The following is a 17,561-nucleotide window of genomic DNA, read 5'->3' as shown; positions in this document are numbered from 1 at the left end:
TGACGCCGCGGCCGCCTCTTGCCGTTCCCATCATCCTTGAGAAGACGCCGTCCGCTGAAGCCGGATCGGCAAGGAGATCCTGCATGTCCGCCGACATCATGTCCACCCAAGCACCATCGACTTCTGCCCGCCTCAAGAGAGGCAGCTCGAGAGCTTCCAAGCCCAATCGGCCCCTTGTGGATCCGCGTCCGCAGGACGACCCAGCTCTGATCATCGGCCTCGCTCTTGCGTTTGCCCGGCAGGGGGCATCGGACGCGCGCGCCATTCCCTCCGTGGTGCTGGAACCACTCCGGCATCTTGCAGAATCCGGAGATCCCGCTTGCCGGCTCGTTCTCGATTGCCTCGAGCGAAGGGCTGGCGCCAATTATCGGACGTTCGCGCGTCAGGGCGTGCCGCCGGAAATTGTTTCCGTTCACCCAGCCCTGAAGGAGGATCGTTGATGGATCGCCTCTCTTCTTTCCTGCTCCGGCGCTTTGCCCATGTCGAGCGCCTTGCCGTTCGGCGTCTCGCGGTCCGCAACGGCCTGCTGACTAGGAGCACCAGCATCGTCGATGGTCATGTTGTCGGCCGCTTTAGCCCAGCCTTCGATCCCTCCCAGCTCACTGGCGAGTTTGAACAGGACCGTCAGTGGGTGCGGAATCATCTCGCAGGCTTTCTGATCGATGCACCGCAGGACGGACATGGCCGCCCCGTTCTCGTCCCGGCCGTGCCGGTGCGGCCGGATAACCTCAGACGGCATCCGGCGAACGAAGAGGACTCGAGCTCGGCCGCACTCGCCTACGCGGTCCGCGTCGTTGCCGAGGCTGGCTACAAGCCGAGCGTCAAACCCATGGCAACTCTGTTGTTGCTTGCCGCGGCGATGGAACAGTCAGGCGTCTTGCTGCGCGATTTGGTCGCGCATTTGCGTCAGCCGGCACCCGTCTTCGCCGTGGCAGTCCTCGCCGACGGCTTCGAGCGGGCCTTGCCGCAGCTAATCGAAGTGACCGACGTCGTACCTTATGGGCCTTACACCGGTGTGGCCGCGGATTTCGCCTTCAACGACGATCTATGGAAGTGGGTGGACGGCGAGACTCGGCGCGTGTTCTTGCAGGTACCGGCAGGTGAGACCAACCGCCCGAGCCGGGCCGCCCTGCGCGGGCAATTGCTGCGGGCGCTTGCGGATGGCACGCCGGTGCTTGCCGTGGCGGAGACGCACACTGGCGTTCCTGATCAAGTTGATCTGACCTGCGACATCAGGCTGTCGGGCGCCGGGATCGATCGCCTGCTGATCGCCGACCTGCTGGAGGCTGTCTACGGCAGCGAAGCCGTTATGCGTCATGACAGCAGCATCGCCAAACTCGATGCCAGCGCGCTCACGCTCGACGATCTGGCCATCGCCATTCGACCTGGCCGTCCGATCCTGTCGAGCCTCGATGCGCTCACCGGACTGGCGGCGCTGAACCGCGAAGACAAAAAGGATGGAGGCGCGGAAGACAAGGCGGCCTCTTCGCGACGTCTCATCACGCAGAGCCCAAGCGAGCGCAGAGGAGAGAACTCGGGGGATGGCGGCGGGTCCGACGGCCGCGCTTCGTCGACGTCTACACCATCGTCCAAGGGAAAAGGGAAATCAAAAGGCAAGCCGACGGGCGCCGAAGTGATTCGGCCGGAGCCCGTCGATGATGCATCTCCGCCGACCGCGCTGCGTGTCGAGACGCTGAGGGGCTATGGTGCTGCGACGGCATGGGCGCTCGGCTTGAAGGTCGATCTCGCGGACTATCTCGGCGGCGAACTGCCGTGGTCACAGATGAGCACCAAGCTTCTTCTGTCCGGACCGCCGGGGACCGGCAAAACCACCTTCGCACGCGCCCTGTGCAACACGCTGCAGATCCCGCTCGTCGTCACCTCTGTCTCAACCTGGCTGCAGGGTGAGTACTTGCATGAGGTGCTGAGCAGGATGGCCGACACGTTTGCTGAGGCCCGGCGTCAGGCACCGTGCATCCTGTTCATTGACGAGATCGACGGCATCGGCCAGCGTGCCTCGGCGTCGCGGCCATACGCGGACTATTGGAATGCGTGCGTCAACAAGGTGCTGGAGCTTCTCGACGGTGCCGTGAAGACCGATGGCGTCATCGTGGTCGGCGCTACCAATCGGCCCACCGAAATCGACGAGGCGATCCGCCGCTCAGGACGGCTGGAAACGCAGATCGAGATCCCGCGGCCCGACATTCCGACCCTCGCCGGCATTCTCGCCTATCATTTAGGCGGCGACCTCGACGCCGTCACCGCGTCTGACACCCAAGTCGGAGGTGAGCGATGATCGGAACCACCAAAATTGGCGGCTTGATGGACGAGATCGAGATCATCCTGGAAGGTGACGGTGAAACCGGCATCGACAGGCCAGAGACGGCCGAGCAGGATAACCCAGTGCTTCAGGCGTTGCGACGTCTGGCAACACGAGCAATGGGCCTGACTGGCGCCGACATTGAACGGATCGTCCGCGAAGCGCGATTGAAAGCTCGCCGCGAAAAGCGCGGCCTGACCTACGCCGATGTCGAAGCCGGCATTCGTGGTCACCGGCCGCCGGTGCCTTATGATGTCCGATGGCGTCTGGCGATTCACGAATCAGGCCATGCAGTCGTCCATCACGCTCTGCGCCTTGGGGCGATCATGGGTCTGACGATCGACGCCAAGGACGGCGGCCACAATGCAGTGACCTTTGCGACCAACGCACCTGATACCGAGGCTTGGTACGAACGGCTGCTGGCGATGCTGATGGCAGGCCGCGCCGCCGAGCTGATAGTGCTCAAGACTGTATCGGCAGGCTCCGGCGGCACCGAAGAGAGCGACCTTGCACGCGCGACTCGTGTCGCGCTGGACATGGAACAGGCGCTCGGCTTCGGTGGCCGCCATCCGCTGCTCTACCTCGGACACAAAGATCCGACCGCGATCCTCAGCCGCGACGCCGATCTGGCAGAGCGGGTGCATCGGCGGCTCGAGTTCGCACAGGCACATGCCACGGAAGTGATCCTGAAGAACCGTCGGGCCTTCGACCGGCTGGTGCGCGAACTCTTCGATGCCCAGGCCCTTGATGGTCAGGCCGTTATCGACATCCTGGTCGCTGACTCGTAAATCCTGAGCGAGATCTGGAGGACGGGATGTCTGTAACGGTTATCGCGCATTGCGACTGGAGCATCGAAGCTAAGAAGCGGTGGATGTGCGTGGCGGTCCGCCAGGGCAAGACATGGGTGCTGTCGGCGCCGGAGCCTGTCGGCGACACGCGGAATCTCACACATCGGCTGCGGCGACGTTCGGCAGCAGACGCCGCAGTGCTGATGGGTTTTGACTTCCCGATCGGTCTTCCTGCCGCCTACGGCAGCRCTTTAGGTGTGCCCGACTTTCGTTCCTTCTTGCGGTCGTTCGGGGACGCACGCCTTGCGCGGTGGTTCGACGTTGCGGAGCATCGCAGCGAAATCTCCATCGACCGACCCTTTTATCCGATGCGGCCTGGGGGCACGCAGCGGCAGCATCTTTTCGACGCTTTAGGGCTGAGCGGTAAGGATCTTTTGCGCCGCTGTGAGCGGGCGACGCCGGATCGCGGCGACGCTTGCATGCTGTTCTGGACGCTCGGCGGCAACCAAGTGGGGAAAGCCGCCTTGACCGGCTGGCGCGAAATCATCCTCCCGAACCTCGGGGAGCTATCGCTATGGCCGTTCGACGGGCCGCTCCATGAGTTGATGATACCGGGGGCCACTGTTGTCGCTGAGACCTATCCCGGCGACGTCTATGGCCAGCTTGGAATTCCCCGACGCCCTGTTTGGAGTAAGCGACAGCAAGACGGGCGCCGGTCCGTGGCAAGTCATCTGATGCGGTGGCTGGAGAACAGGCCACACGTCGACGGGAGCGCACTCCAATGTCTGATCAGCGATGGTTTCGGAAACGGCAATGACGGTGAGGACCGGTTCGACGCCGCGGTCGGCCTGCTCGGCATGATCGACGTCGTCGATGGCCGACGGGGCGAAGGCGTACCGGAAGTAGATGACGTCAAAACGTGGGAAGGCTGGATCCTCGGTCAGCGGGCTTAAGTCTCCCACACGTTGATCCGCGGCGAAACGATTTGATGCAGGTTGCTGGCAACTCGAAACAAATTGCGCTCATTCGATTCGAACCTCCGGGCGGACGATTCGAACGTCTAGGGCAACGTTTCCAAACTCCGGGCGAACGTTTCGTTTTTCCAGATTTCCGATTCACGTCCTATCGAAAGGGTCGGATACCGTGCTTCCGGAGCCGCGAGTATAGCTGTGGGATTGCCGGCAACTTGTCTCGACGTACCCGTAACCTGAAACAAATTGCGCTCATTCGATTCGGAACTCCAGAATTCCGATTCAAAACACAATGATTCCGTTTCGGCGACAAACGCCTTGCGCCATGCCGCCGGTCCCTGGACCATTATAGTGCCATCAACGAGAACAGGGAGGACACCATGGCACGACAGACCTTAGAGCAGCGGAACGCGAAGCAGCGTGAGCGGCAGCAGCGGCTGAGGGACCGGCATCGGGCCGAACGGCGCCCGGATAGAGACGACGTCGCGCGCACCATGCTGTTCTGGGCGATCACCGGCTATTTGAAGGAAGATCGGCCCGATCGGATCGATCAGCTAGCCGACGCCGTGACTTCCCTGCTGGTGGACCAAGGATTTGACGAGCGGGCATCCTACGAAGTCTTCGATGATCTCGTCGATCGCTATGCCCGCGATGACCGTCCCTTCCGAAGCAAGCCTCACCTGCGGGGCTGACGATTCCTGGCCATCTGCTCTGCCTGATTACCAACTTTTTTGCAAACGGCGTTATCATTGGGGACTTCGTCCCCCCGTTACTTCGTGAAACGCCGTTTGCAACTGAATCGTTTTTATGAAGTCATTCGCCTACGGAAACCCTTGGTTACCGGAGGTTAACTCCATTCGCATAGCTCGCGTGCCCCGCATCTGCGGGAACCACCAACAACAGCTACGTGAATGGAAATGAACCAATTTTCTGCCAAAGCCTTTCAACGCAAGATCGACGCCTTCTGCCAACTGCGGCTGGCGCCGCTTTTCAAGGACGACGAACTTCCCCGGCTGAAGTGGTATTTGCACACGCTCATTCAGACGAGGAGGCCGGCGCCAAGAACCAACGGCAGGACGGACTGGCACGTTGTCGCGGCGGCGTGTGGCCTCGACACCAATCTGCTCGCCGGCAATGCACGTCAGATCGATCCGGCCTTCGACGCGATTGGTCGGTGGATCCGGGACACGCGCCTCGTAGCCGCGGCAGCAGACCCCGACGTCCGTCAAACACTAAAGACGCCAAGTACGAAGGCGGTGCCCAGGAGGCCCCGACAAGCTCGCGCGACCCAGAACCAGCCCAAACCAGCATCGGGGGCTACCGCAGCAAGTACAGGCACAAATCTCGAATTCCCAGAAGCGCTGTTCGACGTCAGGGAAGATCCGACGGAATTCTCCGAGGCGTTGCAGCTCCAGCTCCGACGCCATGGCGAAACGTACTGGACGCTCCATCGTGCCATCACCGGTCCGGATGACGTTACGGAAAAGACAACGCTTTTAAGCTGGATCGAAGGCCGGAAGGTGCCGCGGACTGTCGAGAGTTTTGAGATTCTGTCGCGGATCGAGCGACGGTACCGGCTCCCGGCCGGTTATTTCAAATCCAAGCTTGCACACCCTTCGCGGTCGGCGTCAGGGTTTGAGCTTTCCGGAATAGAGCCCGCGGAGCGGCGTCGTATTGCCTGGCATCTTCCTGAGGATTTCAACACGCTGTCCTTCCAGAAAAGGGAGGAGATCGTCGACTGGGTGCGGCGGGTCATTATCAGCGGCACGACCGACTACCGGAAGTACCAGGCGGCCGCCGCCAAGCAGCGCTACGCTATCCGTTTCCCTGGCGTCTCCTATGGTGGGCGGGCGCCACGCGACGGTAAGATCGTTGTGCCTGCGAACTATGAGCAGACCTGGGTCGAGGATCCTGACTTGCTGTCAGGCGTGATAGAAGCGCCACCGTCACTCGCCATGGAAATGGCCGACCTCGTGCGCTTCAAAACGTCGGCTTTGACGTCGGTCGGCTTTCAGCGAAACGGGGTCTGGGGCGAAGAAACCGCCTCACAAAAGATCGAGCATCTCGGGCTGATGTTCGGTGCCCTTGCAGCATCCAGAGATGGAGAGGTGAAGGGCTACGGGGTGCCGGTCCGGCAGTTGACGTTCGGGCTCCTCATATTCCCCGGCGTCTGGGATTGGTATCTGCAGTGGCGGGAGACGCGCCGCGGCTTTTTCACTGCTTGGGAAGTCGACATGTTGCGGATCGCCTTGGCGATCACCAAGGAGGGGACCGGATGGCTTCGGCAGCATCCAGAGCTTCTGGCGCGGGTTCAACCGATCGCCGGCCTCGTCTCGCAGAATGAGATCGACTATGCGAATGCGGACTGGCACGGTGCCTGCGACGATTTCCACAAGCATGCTGCCCACCGGGTCAAGGAAATCCAGCGGATCGCGCGCGTCCATCGCGATCCGTTCGAGCCGATCATGCCGGTCCTTGAGGCGGCAAGCCCCGTTGGCGAGTATCGTAAAATCACCGAGGAGATCATTCGCCTGATGCCGGATGAGCATCGTTATCCTCGGCCGGCCGCCGAGGCGGTCCGATCATTCCTGATGCTGAGGCTTGGTTTGCATCTTGGGCTTCGCCAGAAGAACCTCAGGCAACTGATGCTCAATCCAAAAGGCTCGATGCCGCGCTCGGAACGCGCGCTGGAAAAGATGAAGCGCGGCGAAATACGGTGGAGTGATCGGGAAGGTGGCTGGGAGGTCTTCATTCCCTCGGTCGCCTTCAAGAATTCGCACTCGTCCTTCTTTGGCGACAAGCCGTTTCGGCTCGTGCTTCCGGACCTCCTGGACCTCTACAAGTACATCGACGCCTATGTCGACCGGCACCGCTCGGTGCTCCTGCGGTCGGCCGCGGATCCCGGCACGTTCTTCGTCAAGACTGTCAAGACGACCAGCACAAACGCGGCCTATGACACGACGAGTTTCTACGAGGCGTGGCGTCACACCATTCAGCGCTACGGCATCTATAACCCCTATACCGGACGAGGCGCGATCAAGGGGCTGCTACCGCACGGTCCTCATAATGTCCGTGACGTGCTGGCGACCCACATCCTGAAGCAGACTGGCTCCTATGAGCAGGCGAGCTACGCCATCCAGGACACCGCCGAAATGGTCGCCAAGCACTACGGGCGCTTTCTCCCGCAGGACAAGGCGGCACTTGCGGCGCGTATCCTGAACCAGGTCTGGGAAGCTGCTTAACGAAGAAGGAGGCGTCGGAAATTATTTCCGGCGTCTTGCCTCGTTCTTTGCCTCGCGCGCCCAAGGCGGCGGCGACCGTTGTTCGATCCATGGGAGAAGCTTGATCGGCTTGGGTTCGATGCCGGCGGTGATGATCGGATACTTGCTGAGAGCATCGCGCATCAACGGCAGACCAGCAGGGTTCGTGTAGCGAAGGCTGGTCTCACCGCCCTGACTGAGTCGTCCCGAGATGTCGTCGATGACCAACGGGGGGACGCCTGCTTGAAGGAGGGTATCTGCCATTCCGTGGCGTAGCGCATGGAAAGCGCGATCCCACATCTTCTCTTCGAGGGACTGCTTCATGATCGGGAGGAAGACGTCGTAGAAGCGGTCGCCCGGATCGTTCACGGTCTTATCGGAGAAGAGGTCAGGGAACACGGCCTCGTACCCCAGGTTCTGGAGCGCAGCGCAATAGTCCATGAAGCCCAAGCGAACCAGCTCTTGCGGGAGCGGCAGCAGCCGCTCTGATTGCTCGGTCTTCAGCCGCCGAAATTTGTTTGTCCGCAGGATCAGCACGAGACCGCCATCGTCTTCGGCAATATCGTCTAATGCAAGCCCTGCAAACTCGCGCCGCCGGGCCCCGAGGTATGAGAACATGATCGGCAAGAAATAGGCGGCGTCATGAAAGACGTGCGGTCCCGGCTTTTTGCGGCCCCGGTCGTGGTTTAGCGAGCCTGTATAGATCGGGCTGGAGAAAATGGGTTTGATCTCGTCGGGCGTCGGCTTGTGCTGCTGTTTGCGAATACTGCCAAGCTTCGGCTTTTTCGGCCTCAAGCCTTCGAAGGTCCAATCGTCGATTTCGAATCCGTGGCCGCGGACATGGTTCAGAAAGTGGTTCAAGTTTCCAAGGTGTTTGCGAATGGTGCCTGCTTTGAGGCCCACGGCCGCCTCTTTGCCCTCCGTCCCGGCCTTCTCGCGCAACCTCTCGCCCTCAGCGCGAAGCTCGGGTGCCGACATCGCCCTCATTCTGGCGCTCTGTCCCCAGCGAGCGGGAATATCGTTGAAGTGCTTGCGAAGCCTGCCGATATGGTACTGGGTAATTTGGCCGGTGTGCTCAACACCGTGTTCTTCGAGTACGCCCTTGAACATGCGAACGAGAGCGCGTGCGTCACGTGCGGTGGTGTCGTCCCAAGCATCCTTCATATTTTCGACGAGCTCCTCGCACGCAGCTTCGAAATCCGCGAGGGGAATGACGGGCCGCGTCTCTTCCTCAACCGGCTTATTGATCGCGGCGGCGCGCGGCGAAGGATCGAGATCGAGTGYCAAGATCGGCCGAGCTTCGAGCCTAGGGGACTCGATAACGTCATCGACGGGAGCTGCAATCTCCGATAATGGCGTCGTCGTTTCCAAGGGCGCAACTTCGATGAAGGCAGGCTGTGGTGTCGAAGCCGAACCACCCGTGAGTTCGCTCAGGTCACGATCAGCGAGTGGATGCCGTTCCGCGACGTCGAAGAGAGCGTCTGCCCTGCCACTGAAATAGGCCTTCATGGCCTTTTCCTCGTTGAGCGGGTTTGGACTGATTTCGAAGAGGTGCATCAATCTTCGAATACCCGCCTTGAAGCCGCGCGTGTTGGCCTCGTGAAGCAGTTCGAAATAGTTGGAGCCGATGGCGGAAATATGGGACGCGGGAACCCCGTTTTGCCTGAGGTAGGCCAAGCCTCGGCAATTGTCTTTTAGCGTCAGGTGATGGGTGATGCCGAACATGCCGAGCAGTCGATAGGCCCATCCATTTTCGACATCCATTTCCAGCTCGGCGATGTCGGCGGGCCGGCCATAGCGTCGTGCCACGATCGAGACATCTTCAAGATGCATGAGCATCATGTCTCGTTCGTGTTCGCAAAGCTTTTGGAGCTGGGCCTTGGACATGGGTTCCTTCTGCTTCAACTTCAGTTCGGCGACCAGCAAGTTCAGCTTGCGGCCGATCGCCTGCGCTTTCTTATGATCAGAACAGTGAAGGCTCAGTGAAAGCCGGCTGCCTGGTCGGCATTGCCCGAAGGCGCTCGGGACGCGTGCACGCCAATAGAAGATATTACCGCGGCGGGTGAGATTCTCGACGTCGTGGCGGACCGCCATCAGGTTGTTGCCCTTGCCTGCCGCCGGTGTTGCCGTCGCGCATATTTCGCGTTGGCATCACCTGTGGGCTACAGTTTTGGGCATCAGGTCGCCAATGATGCCAAAACGATATCCGGCACGACTGGAAAATCAAGGAATTAAGGGCGTTTAGGGAGAATTGGCTGGGGAACCTGGACTCGAACCAAGATTAACGGAGTCAGAGTCCGTCGTTCTACCATTGAACTATTCCCCAGCAGGCGCTGCCGAAGCATGGCTTGGCTGCTGTGCGGCGCTTATAACCAAAACGACGCCGAATGCAAATACCCGTTTTGAAAAAATTCGATGCCTCCACGGCGGGTGAAAATCAGGTGGTTAAAATCCGGAATCAAAAAGAATTTGGTGATTTCGCCACTCGCTGATATCTTCGCGCCAACGCAAAAATCGAATGAGCGCCTGCTGCATACCTTTCTGGACTTGCGCGGCGCGATGGAAAACGAACGTGGAAGACCCCGAAGGCGGCGTGAAGCCGCAATTTGACGGGGCGTCGGCGGCAGGGCGCAAGGACGGCAAGAAGTCCAGGCGTCGCAAGGGCAAGCGTGGCGGGCAATCCCGCGGCGCCGCTCATCCCGCTTCGCATGATCTCTCCGGCCACGCCGGGGAGGCAGCGCGCCCGAAGGAAGACACCGAAAGCCCGGCCCGCAAGCGGAAACGCCGTCGTCGTGGTGGGCGTGGCGCATCCCAATCCGATACTGTCGTCCAGCCGGAGCCTGTGGTTCAGGCCGTCAGTCAAGGCCATGGTCCGCGGCCGGATGGTGATTCGTCCTCCAGCCGGCGTAACCGACGCAAGCATCGCAGCAAGCGCGGCCTGCAGGGTAGGCCGCTCGCTCCCGTGCAGCCGACGCCGTCCGCAAGGCCCGAACATCGCGCTGAAGCGCCGTCGCGTCCTGTGCCGCGCGAGGTGCACGATGGTGACGCGGCGAATCGCAGGGGCCGTCAGCCAGGTCATGAAGAGGCGCGGGCAGGGGGTGAACATCCCTGGCCGGACGAGCTCTATGCCGCGCTCGATCTCGGCACCAACAATTGCCGCCTGCTGATCGCCCAGCCGACGCGCCCCGGCCAGTTCCGCGTCGTGGATGCCTTTTCCCGTATCGTGCGCCTTGGCGAGGGGCTCGCCGCCAGCGGCAGGCTGTCCGACGAGGCGATGGAAAGGGCCGTCGATGCGCTCAGAATCTGCGCCTCCAAGCTCCGGAACCGCGACATCCGCCGTATGCGGCTGATTGCTACCGAGGCCTGCCGCCAGGCGGCCAACGGCGAGGAGTTCCTGCAGCGCGTTGTAGTCGAGACCGGACTGGAGCTCGAGATCATCGATCGCGAAACCGAGGCGCGGCTTGCCGTTTCCGGCTGCTCCTCTCTGGTCGGCCGCGAGACGCGCTCCGTCGTCCTCTTTGATATCGGCGGCGGTTCCTCGGAGATTGCCGTCATCCGCATCGGCGATAACCGCTTCGCCCGCCTTGCCAATCACATCACCCACTGGACCTCACTGCCCGTCGGCGTCGTCACCCTCTCGGAACGGCACGGTGGCCGGGATGTGACGCCCGATGTTTTCGAGGGYATGGTGAGCGAGGTTGCGGGCATGCTGTCGAGTTTCGATTGCCCGGAGATCGAGATTGCCGAAGATGGCGATTTCCATCTGATCGGCACTTCGGGCACGGTGACGACACTCGCCGGCGTGCATCTCGACCTGCCGCGTTACGACCGCCGCAAGGTCGATGGCATATGGCTGTCCGATGATGAGGTTTCCGCCATGCAGGCGAAGCTTCTCTCCTGGAATTTCGAAAGCCGCGCTGCCAATCCCTGCATAGGGCCTGATCGCGCCGATCTGGTGCTTGCCGGCTGCGCCATCCTGGAGGCGATCCGGCGCCGTTGGCCGAGCCCGCGCATGCGTGTGGCAGATCGCGGCTTGAGGGAAGGCCTGCTCACCGACATGATGGCCGATGACGGCGTCTGGCGGCGGCATCGCAACCGTCGCGGCCAACGGGGTAACAAGGGGTAGGCATGACCAAGCCAACGATTGCGGGAAGCCGCACCGGCCGCAAGCTCGGCCAACGCGTTAAGAAGAAGAAGCTCAAGGCCTCCTCACGCCAGTGGCTGGAGCGCCATATCAACGATCCCTATGTGCAGCGCGCCCAGCTGGAAGGCTATCGCGCCCGCGCGGCCTTCAAGCTGCTGGAGATCGATGAGAAGTACAACATCCTGAAGGGCGCAAGGCGCATCATCGACCTCGGGGCCGCTCCCGGCAGTTGGTCGCAGATCGCCGCAAAAGTGACCGGATCGACGGATGAGGATATCCGCGTCGCCGCAATCGACTTTCTGGAAATGACGCAGCTTCCCGGCGTCACGGTACTGCAGCTCGACTTCCTTGATCCGACAGCCCCGGAAAAGCTGATGGAAGCCGTTGGCGGTACGCCGGATCTGGTGCTCTCTGACATGGCGGCACCCACGACCGGCCATCACCGCACCGATCACCTGCGCACCATGCACCTTTGTGAGGTCGCAGCGCACTTTGCCGTCGAGGTGCTTGGGGAGGGCGGGCACTTCCTCGCCAAAACCTTCCAGGGCGGCACCGAGCGGGATCTACTCGCCATGTTGAAGCAGCATTTCCGCCAGGTCGTGCACGTCAAGCCTGCGTCATCTCGTGCCGAATCGGTCGAGATGTTCCTGCTGGCGAAGGGTTTCAAAGGCCGCAAGGCCGAGACGGAGCCCGAGGACGCTTGATCTTGGCGCCAGTCCTGCGGATGATGATTTCCCAGGACTGGATACTATCGATCCCATGCTTATCTACGTTACATTCGGCACCAACGATCTCGATCGCGCGCGGCATTTCTATGATGCCGTTCTGCCGGTGCTCGGCTACCGCCGCCAGCGCAATTCGGAGGAGGAAATCGGCTATGCCGCCGATGGCGACACGCGCTGCCGCTTCTGGGTGGTAACTCCCTTCAACCGGCGCCGCGCGACGAACGGCAATGGCTCCATGGTGGCTTTCGAGGCGGAGACGCGAGCGGCGGTGGATGCTTTCCATGCGGCGGCAATGGCCACTGGCGCTAGCGACGAAGGCAAGCCGGGGCTGCGCTCCTATCACGCGCATTTCTACGCAGCCTATGTCCGGGATCTCGACGGCAACAAGCTGTGCGCCGTCTGTGAAAAAGCCGAAGAACCGCGCCTTATTTGACGGCCTGTTCGGCGTTGATCGTCGGCGGCACGCGCTTGGCGCGGTGGCCGGAAACGGAAGCCCCCGCGTCCTTCGCCATGCGGGCAAAGGGGATGGTTGCGATGACGGTCAGGCCGGCGATGACAAAGAAGGCGATGTGGAAATCGATGACCTGCAGTTCGGCGCCGCGGAAATAGATCGAGGTTTCCAGGATCGAGGCGGCGAGGGCAACGCCGAGCGCCAGGCTGATCTGCTGCATCACCGAGGCCATGGATGTCGCCTGGCTCGCCTGCGCATCGTCGATATCCGCAAAGGCCAGCGCATTGACACCGGTAAACATGAAGGAACGGGAAAAGCCGCCGACCAGCAGCACGCCGATGATGACGAGATGCGGTGTCTCCGGCGTGAAGAGGCCGGTTACGGCCGTCACGACCGTGGTGACGGCGCCGGCGCACAGAAGCGTGGTGCGGAAGCCGATAGCCTTGTAGACGCGGCGCGCGATGAACTTCGTGGTGATGGCGCCGATCGCGCCGGCAAATGTGATAAGGCCCGATTGAAAGGGCGTCAGGCCAAATCCGAGCTGTAGCATCAGCGGCGTCAGAAACGGCATGGCGCCGACGCAGATGCGAAACAGAGTTCCGCCGCTCGTAGAGGCGCGGAAGGTCGAATTCTTGAATAGTTTGAGGTCAAGGATCGGCGTCGGATAGCGCCGGGCATGGCGCACATAGAGCACGCCGCAGATGATGCCGATTGCCGTGGCCGAGATGCCGATGATCGGCGGCAGGGCCGGAAGGCTGACGACCGACAGGCCAAAGACGACGCCGGCGGCCGCAAGGCTGGTCAGGATGAAGCCGTTGAAATCGAGCTTCGGCGGAGCCGTCGCTTCTATTTCCGGCAGGAAGATCGTCGCCAGCCATACGCCGATGACGCCGACAGGCACGTTGATCAGGAAGATCCAGTGCCAGCTGAAATAGGTGGTGATGAAGCCGCCGAGCGGCGGGCCGGCAAGCGGACCGACAAGGGCCGGGATGGTCAACAGCGCCATGGCCGAGACCAGTTCGCTTTTCTGCGTCGTCCGCACCAGCACGAGGCGTCCGACAGGCGTCATCATCGCGCCTCCCATGCCCTGCAGGAAGCGTGCGATGACGAATTCGACGAGGCTCGAAGAGAAGGCGCAGAAGATCGAGCCGACGACGAAGACGCAGATCGCCAGCCGGAAGATTTTCTTGGCGCCGAAGCGATCCGCCATCCAGCCGCTGATCGGAATGAACACCGCAAGCGCCACCATGTAGGAGGTAAGCGCCAGCTTCAGGGTAATTGGTCCGACATGCAGATCGGCCGCAATCGCCGGCAAGGCCGTTGCGATGACTGTCGAGTCCATCTGTTCCATGAAGAGGGCAACGGCGAGGATCAGGGGGACGATGCGGTTCATAGGCGAATGCCTTGATGGCTGCGGATGGGGCTTGGGAGGCCCGTGCTGTGTAGTCCCAGATAGGGGCTCTGCCAATCCCTCAATCGATCCCGGTGACACGTTTGGATCACGACTGCGTGAGACGACTTGCTCGACACTTTCATCTCTCAAGATTGACATATGCTTACCCGGCCGGAGCAAGAAATCTCGCTGGAACGGCAGGATATATCGGGGGTCGTGCGGCGACGCACCGCACAGTGTGGAGGATGGATATATGACGACATCTGATGGAATAAAGCGGCGCACGCTTTTTGCCGCAGGCCTTGGTCTGTTGGCCGCGCCGGTCATCTTGAGAGTAACGGCCCAGGCGGCCGCAACTGGAGAAAAAGGCAATATGGAAGTCACCCCGCAGCCGCAGATCAATCAGTTCAAGCTCGGCTCATTCAAGTTCACTGCCGTCCGCGATGGTTTCAATGTCATTGAAAAGCCGAATGAAACTTTCGGCTCCAATCAGGATCCGCAGGCCGTTCAGGCGCTTCTCGCCGCCAATTTCCTGCCGACCGACAAGTTCGTAAACAGCTATGCGCCTGTGGTCGTTGATACGGGTTCCGATGTCATTGTCGTCGATACCGGCTTTGGGGCCGGCGGTCGCGAGCGCGGCATGGGCCAGTTCAGCGCCGGCCTTAAGGCCGCAGGCTATTCGCCTGACGACGTCACGGTCGTGGCACTGACGCATCTGCATGGAGACCATATCGGCGGCCTCATGGAAAGTGGCGCACCCGCCTTCAAGAATGCCCGCTATGTTATCGGCCAGGCCGAATATGATTTCTGGTCGGACAAGGCGCGTGAAGGCACGCCGGCGGAGGGCGGTCACAAGGCGGTGCTTGCGAATGTCGTGCCGCTCGCCGAAAAGGCGACCTTCGTCAAGGAAGGCGACACCATCGCGCCTGGCCTGACCGCGATGCTCGCGACAGGCCACACACCCGGCCACATGATCTTCCACGTCGAGTCCGACGGCAAACGGCTGATCATGACGGGTGACACGGCAAACCACTACATCCTGTCGCTGCAGCGTCCGGACTGGGAAGTGCGTTTCGACATGGACAAGGCTCAGGCGGCCGCGACCCGCAAGAAGGTGTTCGACATGATCGCCAGCGACAAGATCGCCTTCCTCGGCTATCACATGCCGTTCCCGGCGGTCGGTTTCGTGGAGAAACAGGAGACCGGTTACCGCTTCGTGCCGAAGACCTATCAGTTCGACATCTGAGGTTGCGCAAAAGTGCGTCGCGGTTTTGCGAGAACGACATGCGACACGCGTTCTCTGCATGGCTGCCATACCGAGCCCGGCCCCGTGCCGGGCCTTTTTGCTATTTCCTTCCTGTCATAGACGTGTTACCAGCCCTCGCCAACTTCCATAAACTCATGCACACCGCCGGTGCGGACGATTCGTACCGGGTGGGTCGCATTTTTCTTTCTTGAAGGAATTTGGCCATGGCTCGCATCATAGAAACGCCAACCGGACTGGACGCACTCACCTTCGATGATGTGCTGCTGCAACCCGGTCATTCCGAAGTCCTCCCCGGCCAGACGAGCGTCGCAACGCGCCTCGCACCCGACTTCGAGCTGAATATCCCGATCATTTCTGCCGCGATGGATACTGTGACCGAAGGCCGACTGGCGATCGCCATGGCACAGGCTGGCGGCCTTGGCGTCATTCATAAGAACCTGACGCCGATCGAGCAGGCCGAGCAGGTTCGCCAGGTCAAGAAGTTCGAAAGCGGCATGGTCGTCAATCCCGTGACCATCGGCCCGGACGCAACGCTTGCCGATGCCCTGGCGCTGATGAAGATGCACGGCATCTCCGGCATTCCGGTCGTCGAAAAATCCGGCCGCCTCGTCGGCATCCTTACAAACCGCGACGTCCGCTTTGCCTCCGATCCGAGCCAGAAGATCTACGAACTCATGACCCGCGAAAACCTCGTGACGGTCAAGGAGAGCGTCGATCAGCAGGAGGCCAAGCGCCTTTTGCATTCTCACCGTATCGAGAAGCTGCTGGTTGTCGACGGCGAAGGCCGCTGCGTCGGCCTCATTACTGTCAAGGATATCGAAAAGGCTCAGCTGAACCCGAACGCCTCCAAGGATGCGCAGGGCCGCCTGCGGGCTGCCGCTGCCGTCGGCGTCGGTGACGATGGTTTCGAGCGTGCCGAACGGCTGATCGATGCCGGCGTCGACCTGCTCGTCGTCGATACGGCGCACGGCCATTCCGCCCGCGTTCTGGAAGCGGTTGGCCGCGTCAAGAAACTTTCCAACTCCGTTCGCATCATGGCCGGCAATGTCGCGACCTATGATGGCACCAAGGCGCTGATCGATGCCGGTGCCGACGCCGTCAAGGTCGGTATCGGCCCGGGTTCGATCTGCACGACGCGTATCGTCGCCGGCGTCGGCGTTCCGCAGCTCGCGGCCATCATGTCGGCAGTCGAGGCTGCAAGGGACCAGGATATTCCTGTCATCGCCGATGGCGGCATCAAGTTCTCGGGTGACGTGGCCAAGGCCATCGCATCGGGTGCTTCCGCCGTCATGGTCGGCTCGCTGCTTGCCGGCACCGATGAAAGCCCGGGCGAGGTCTATCTCTACCAGGGTCGCTCCTTCAAGGCCTATCGCGGCATGGGTTCCGTCGGTGCCATGGCACGCGGCTCGGCAGACCGTTACTTCCAGGCGGAAGTGCGCGACACGCTGAAGCTCGTGCCGGAAGGCATCGAAGGCCAGGTCCCGTACAAGGGTCCGGTATCCGGCGTCCTGCATCAGCTCGCCGGCGGCCTGAAAGCTGCCATGGGTTATGTCGGCGGCAAGGACATCAAGGAGTTCCAGGAGCGTGCCACCTTTGTGCGCATCTCCGGTGCCGGGCTCCGCGAAAGCCATCCGCATGACGTGACGATCACCCGCGAAAGCCCGAACTATCCGGGCGTCGGCGTCTGACAATGAAAGCGGGCAGCGCAATTCCACTCTGGATCATCGCGCTGCTCGCAGCCCTCTGCCTCGTCGTTCTCGGCTGGACAACCTTTGGCTACACCGTGCCCTTCGAGCATGAGACCGGCCAGGCGATGCTCGATACCTATTTCTCCGGCTACGACGTGTCCGCCGTCTTCCACATGCAGACGCTGCTCGATCAAAACGAGACGGCAAACCGCATTCTCCGGGCCATGTATTTCGGCCCGGAACTCCTCTTTCCCGCCCTGCTGACAGCCCTTCTATTCCTGATCTTCCTGCGGCTCGGGCCGATCGAGACATGGCGCGGCAAGCAGGCGCCGCGTCTTCTGGGGCGGATCACCTATATTCTGCCCTTCCTTTACGGCTTCGCCGATTACGGGGAAAATATCTCGAGCCTCGTAGCGTTCAGCAATAGCAGTGCTGCGGGCTTTGCTGCCCAGATCCTGCCGTGGATGACCAAGCTGAAATTCGCGAGCCTTGCCGTCTGCGCGATCCTGCTTGTGCGCAGCGCGCTTCTTCATCAATCGCGCGAAAGCTGAACC

The 17,561-nt window shown here is 61.4% G+C and carries 15 protein-coding genes and 1 tRNA gene; 13 read left to right on the top strand and 3 right to left on the bottom strand.

Annotated features, from left to right (window positions below; genetic code table 11):
- The first annotated feature begins 83 nt into the window (after positions 1 to 83).
- From AC1DF8_RS32890 to AC1DF8_RS32865, 6 genes are all read left to right on the top strand, one after another.
- Positions 84 to 440 (top strand): hypothetical protein, encoded by a 357-nt coding sequence (locus AC1DF8_RS32890; protein ID WP_478156854.1) that lies wholly within the window; start codon positions 84 to 86, stop codon positions 438 to 440.
- The gene (locus AC1DF8_RS32885) at positions 440 to 2,296 is read left to right on the top strand and encodes an ATP-binding protein (protein ID WP_478156852.1); all 1,857 of its coding nucleotides are present in this window, start codon (positions 440 to 442) and stop codon (positions 2,294 to 2,296) included. Before AC1DF8_RS32890 ends, AC1DF8_RS32885 begins: the two co-directional genes overlap by 1 nt.
- Positions 2,293 to 3,108 (top strand): ATP-dependent metallopeptidase FtsH/Yme1/Tma family protein, encoded by an 816-nt coding sequence (locus AC1DF8_RS32880; protein WP_478156850.1) that lies wholly within the window; start codon positions 2,293 to 2,295, stop codon positions 3,106 to 3,108. The genes AC1DF8_RS32885 and AC1DF8_RS32880 overlap by 4 nt, the downstream gene beginning before the upstream one ends.
- A 26-nt stretch (positions 3,109 to 3,134) precedes the next feature.
- Complete coding sequence (locus tag AC1DF8_RS32875; RefSeq protein WP_478156848.1) at positions 3,135 to 4,061, top strand: DUF429 domain-containing protein; 927 nt, start codon at positions 3,135 to 3,137, stop codon at positions 4,059 to 4,061.
- 398 nt (positions 4,062 to 4,459) lie between these two features.
- On the top strand, positions 4,460 to 4,771 hold the full coding sequence (locus tag AC1DF8_RS32870) for a hypothetical protein (protein ID WP_478156846.1): 312 nt from the start codon (positions 4,460 to 4,462) through the stop codon (positions 4,769 to 4,771).
- A gap of 219 nt (positions 4,772 to 4,990) precedes the next feature.
- The gene (locus AC1DF8_RS32865; RefSeq protein WP_478156844.1) at positions 4,991 to 7,321 is read left to right on the top strand and encodes a hypothetical protein; all 2,331 of its coding nucleotides are present in this window, start codon (positions 4,991 to 4,993) and stop codon (positions 7,319 to 7,321) included.
- A 21-nt stretch (positions 7,322 to 7,342) separates the two neighbouring features.
- On the opposite strand, the gene AC1DF8_RS32860 is transcribed toward AC1DF8_RS32865, so the two are convergent.
- The gene (locus tag AC1DF8_RS32860) at positions 7,343 to 9,064 is read right to left on the bottom strand and encodes a site-specific integrase (protein ID WP_478156842.1); all 1,722 of its coding nucleotides are present in this window, start codon (positions 9,062 to 9,064) and stop codon (positions 7,343 to 7,345) included.
- Here AC1DF8_RS32860 and AC1DF8_RS32855 point away from each other — a divergent pair.
- Positions 9,047 to 9,325, top strand: a complete 279-nt coding sequence (locus AC1DF8_RS32855) for a hypothetical protein (RefSeq protein ID WP_478156840.1) — start codon at positions 9,047 to 9,049, stop codon at positions 9,323 to 9,325. The genes AC1DF8_RS32860 and AC1DF8_RS32855 overlap by 18 nt on opposite strands.
- A 266-nt stretch (positions 9,326 to 9,591) precedes the next feature.
- Here the strand turns inward: AC1DF8_RS32855 and AC1DF8_RS32850 are convergent.
- A tRNA-Gln gene (locus AC1DF8_RS32850) sits at positions 9,592 to 9,665 on the bottom strand.
- A 246-nt stretch (positions 9,666 to 9,911) separates the two neighbouring features.
- Here AC1DF8_RS32850 and AC1DF8_RS32845 point away from each other — a divergent pair.
- From AC1DF8_RS32845 to AC1DF8_RS32835, 3 genes are read left to right on the top strand one after another with little or no spacing between them, the layout of a single operon-like run.
- Positions 9,912 to 11,465, top strand: coding sequence for a Ppx/GppA phosphatase family protein (locus AC1DF8_RS32845; RefSeq protein ID WP_478156838.1), 1,554 nt, complete (start codon positions 9,912 to 9,914; stop codon positions 11,463 to 11,465).
- 2 nt (positions 11,466 to 11,467) lie between these two features.
- Complete coding sequence (locus AC1DF8_RS32840) at positions 11,468 to 12,187, top strand: RlmE family RNA methyltransferase (RefSeq protein WP_478156836.1); 720 nt, start codon at positions 11,468 to 11,470, stop codon at positions 12,185 to 12,187.
- Between the two features lie 55 nt (positions 12,188 to 12,242).
- A complete protein-coding gene (locus AC1DF8_RS32835) occupies positions 12,243 to 12,641 on the top strand; it encodes a VOC family protein (RefSeq protein WP_478156834.1) in 399 nt (132 codons plus the stop codon).
- On the opposite strand, the gene AC1DF8_RS32830 is transcribed toward AC1DF8_RS32835, so the two are convergent.
- A complete protein-coding gene (locus AC1DF8_RS32830; protein ID WP_478156832.1) occupies positions 12,634 to 14,052 on the bottom strand; it encodes a DHA2 family efflux MFS transporter permease subunit in 1,419 nt (472 codons plus the stop codon). The two genes, AC1DF8_RS32835 and AC1DF8_RS32830, sit on opposite strands and share 8 nt — an antisense overlap.
- Positions 14,053 to 14,305: 253 nt before the next feature.
- Between AC1DF8_RS32830 and AC1DF8_RS32825 the strand changes: the two genes are divergently transcribed.
- From AC1DF8_RS32825 to AC1DF8_RS32815, 3 genes are all read left to right on the top strand, one after another.
- Positions 14,306 to 15,298 carry an MBL fold metallo-hydrolase gene (locus AC1DF8_RS32825; protein ID WP_478156830.1) on the top strand — a complete coding sequence of 331 codons (993 nt, stop codon included), beginning with the start codon at positions 14,306 to 14,308 and terminating at the stop codon, positions 15,296 to 15,298.
- A gap of 224 nt (positions 15,299 to 15,522) precedes the next feature.
- Complete coding sequence (gene guaB, locus AC1DF8_RS32820; protein WP_112541462.1) at positions 15,523 to 17,007, top strand: IMP dehydrogenase; 1,485 nt, start codon at positions 15,523 to 15,525, stop codon at positions 17,005 to 17,007.
- 2 nt (positions 17,008 to 17,009) lie between these two features.
- Positions 17,010 to 17,558, top strand: coding sequence for a hypothetical protein (locus tag AC1DF8_RS32815; RefSeq protein ID WP_113209192.1), 549 nt, complete (start codon positions 17,010 to 17,012; stop codon positions 17,556 to 17,558).
- Positions 17,559 to 17,561 lie beyond the last annotated feature (3 nt).

Source organism: Rhizobium sp. 05N49, from assembly GCF_056396805.1.
This window is presented reverse-complemented; position numbering and strand designations above follow the sequence as displayed.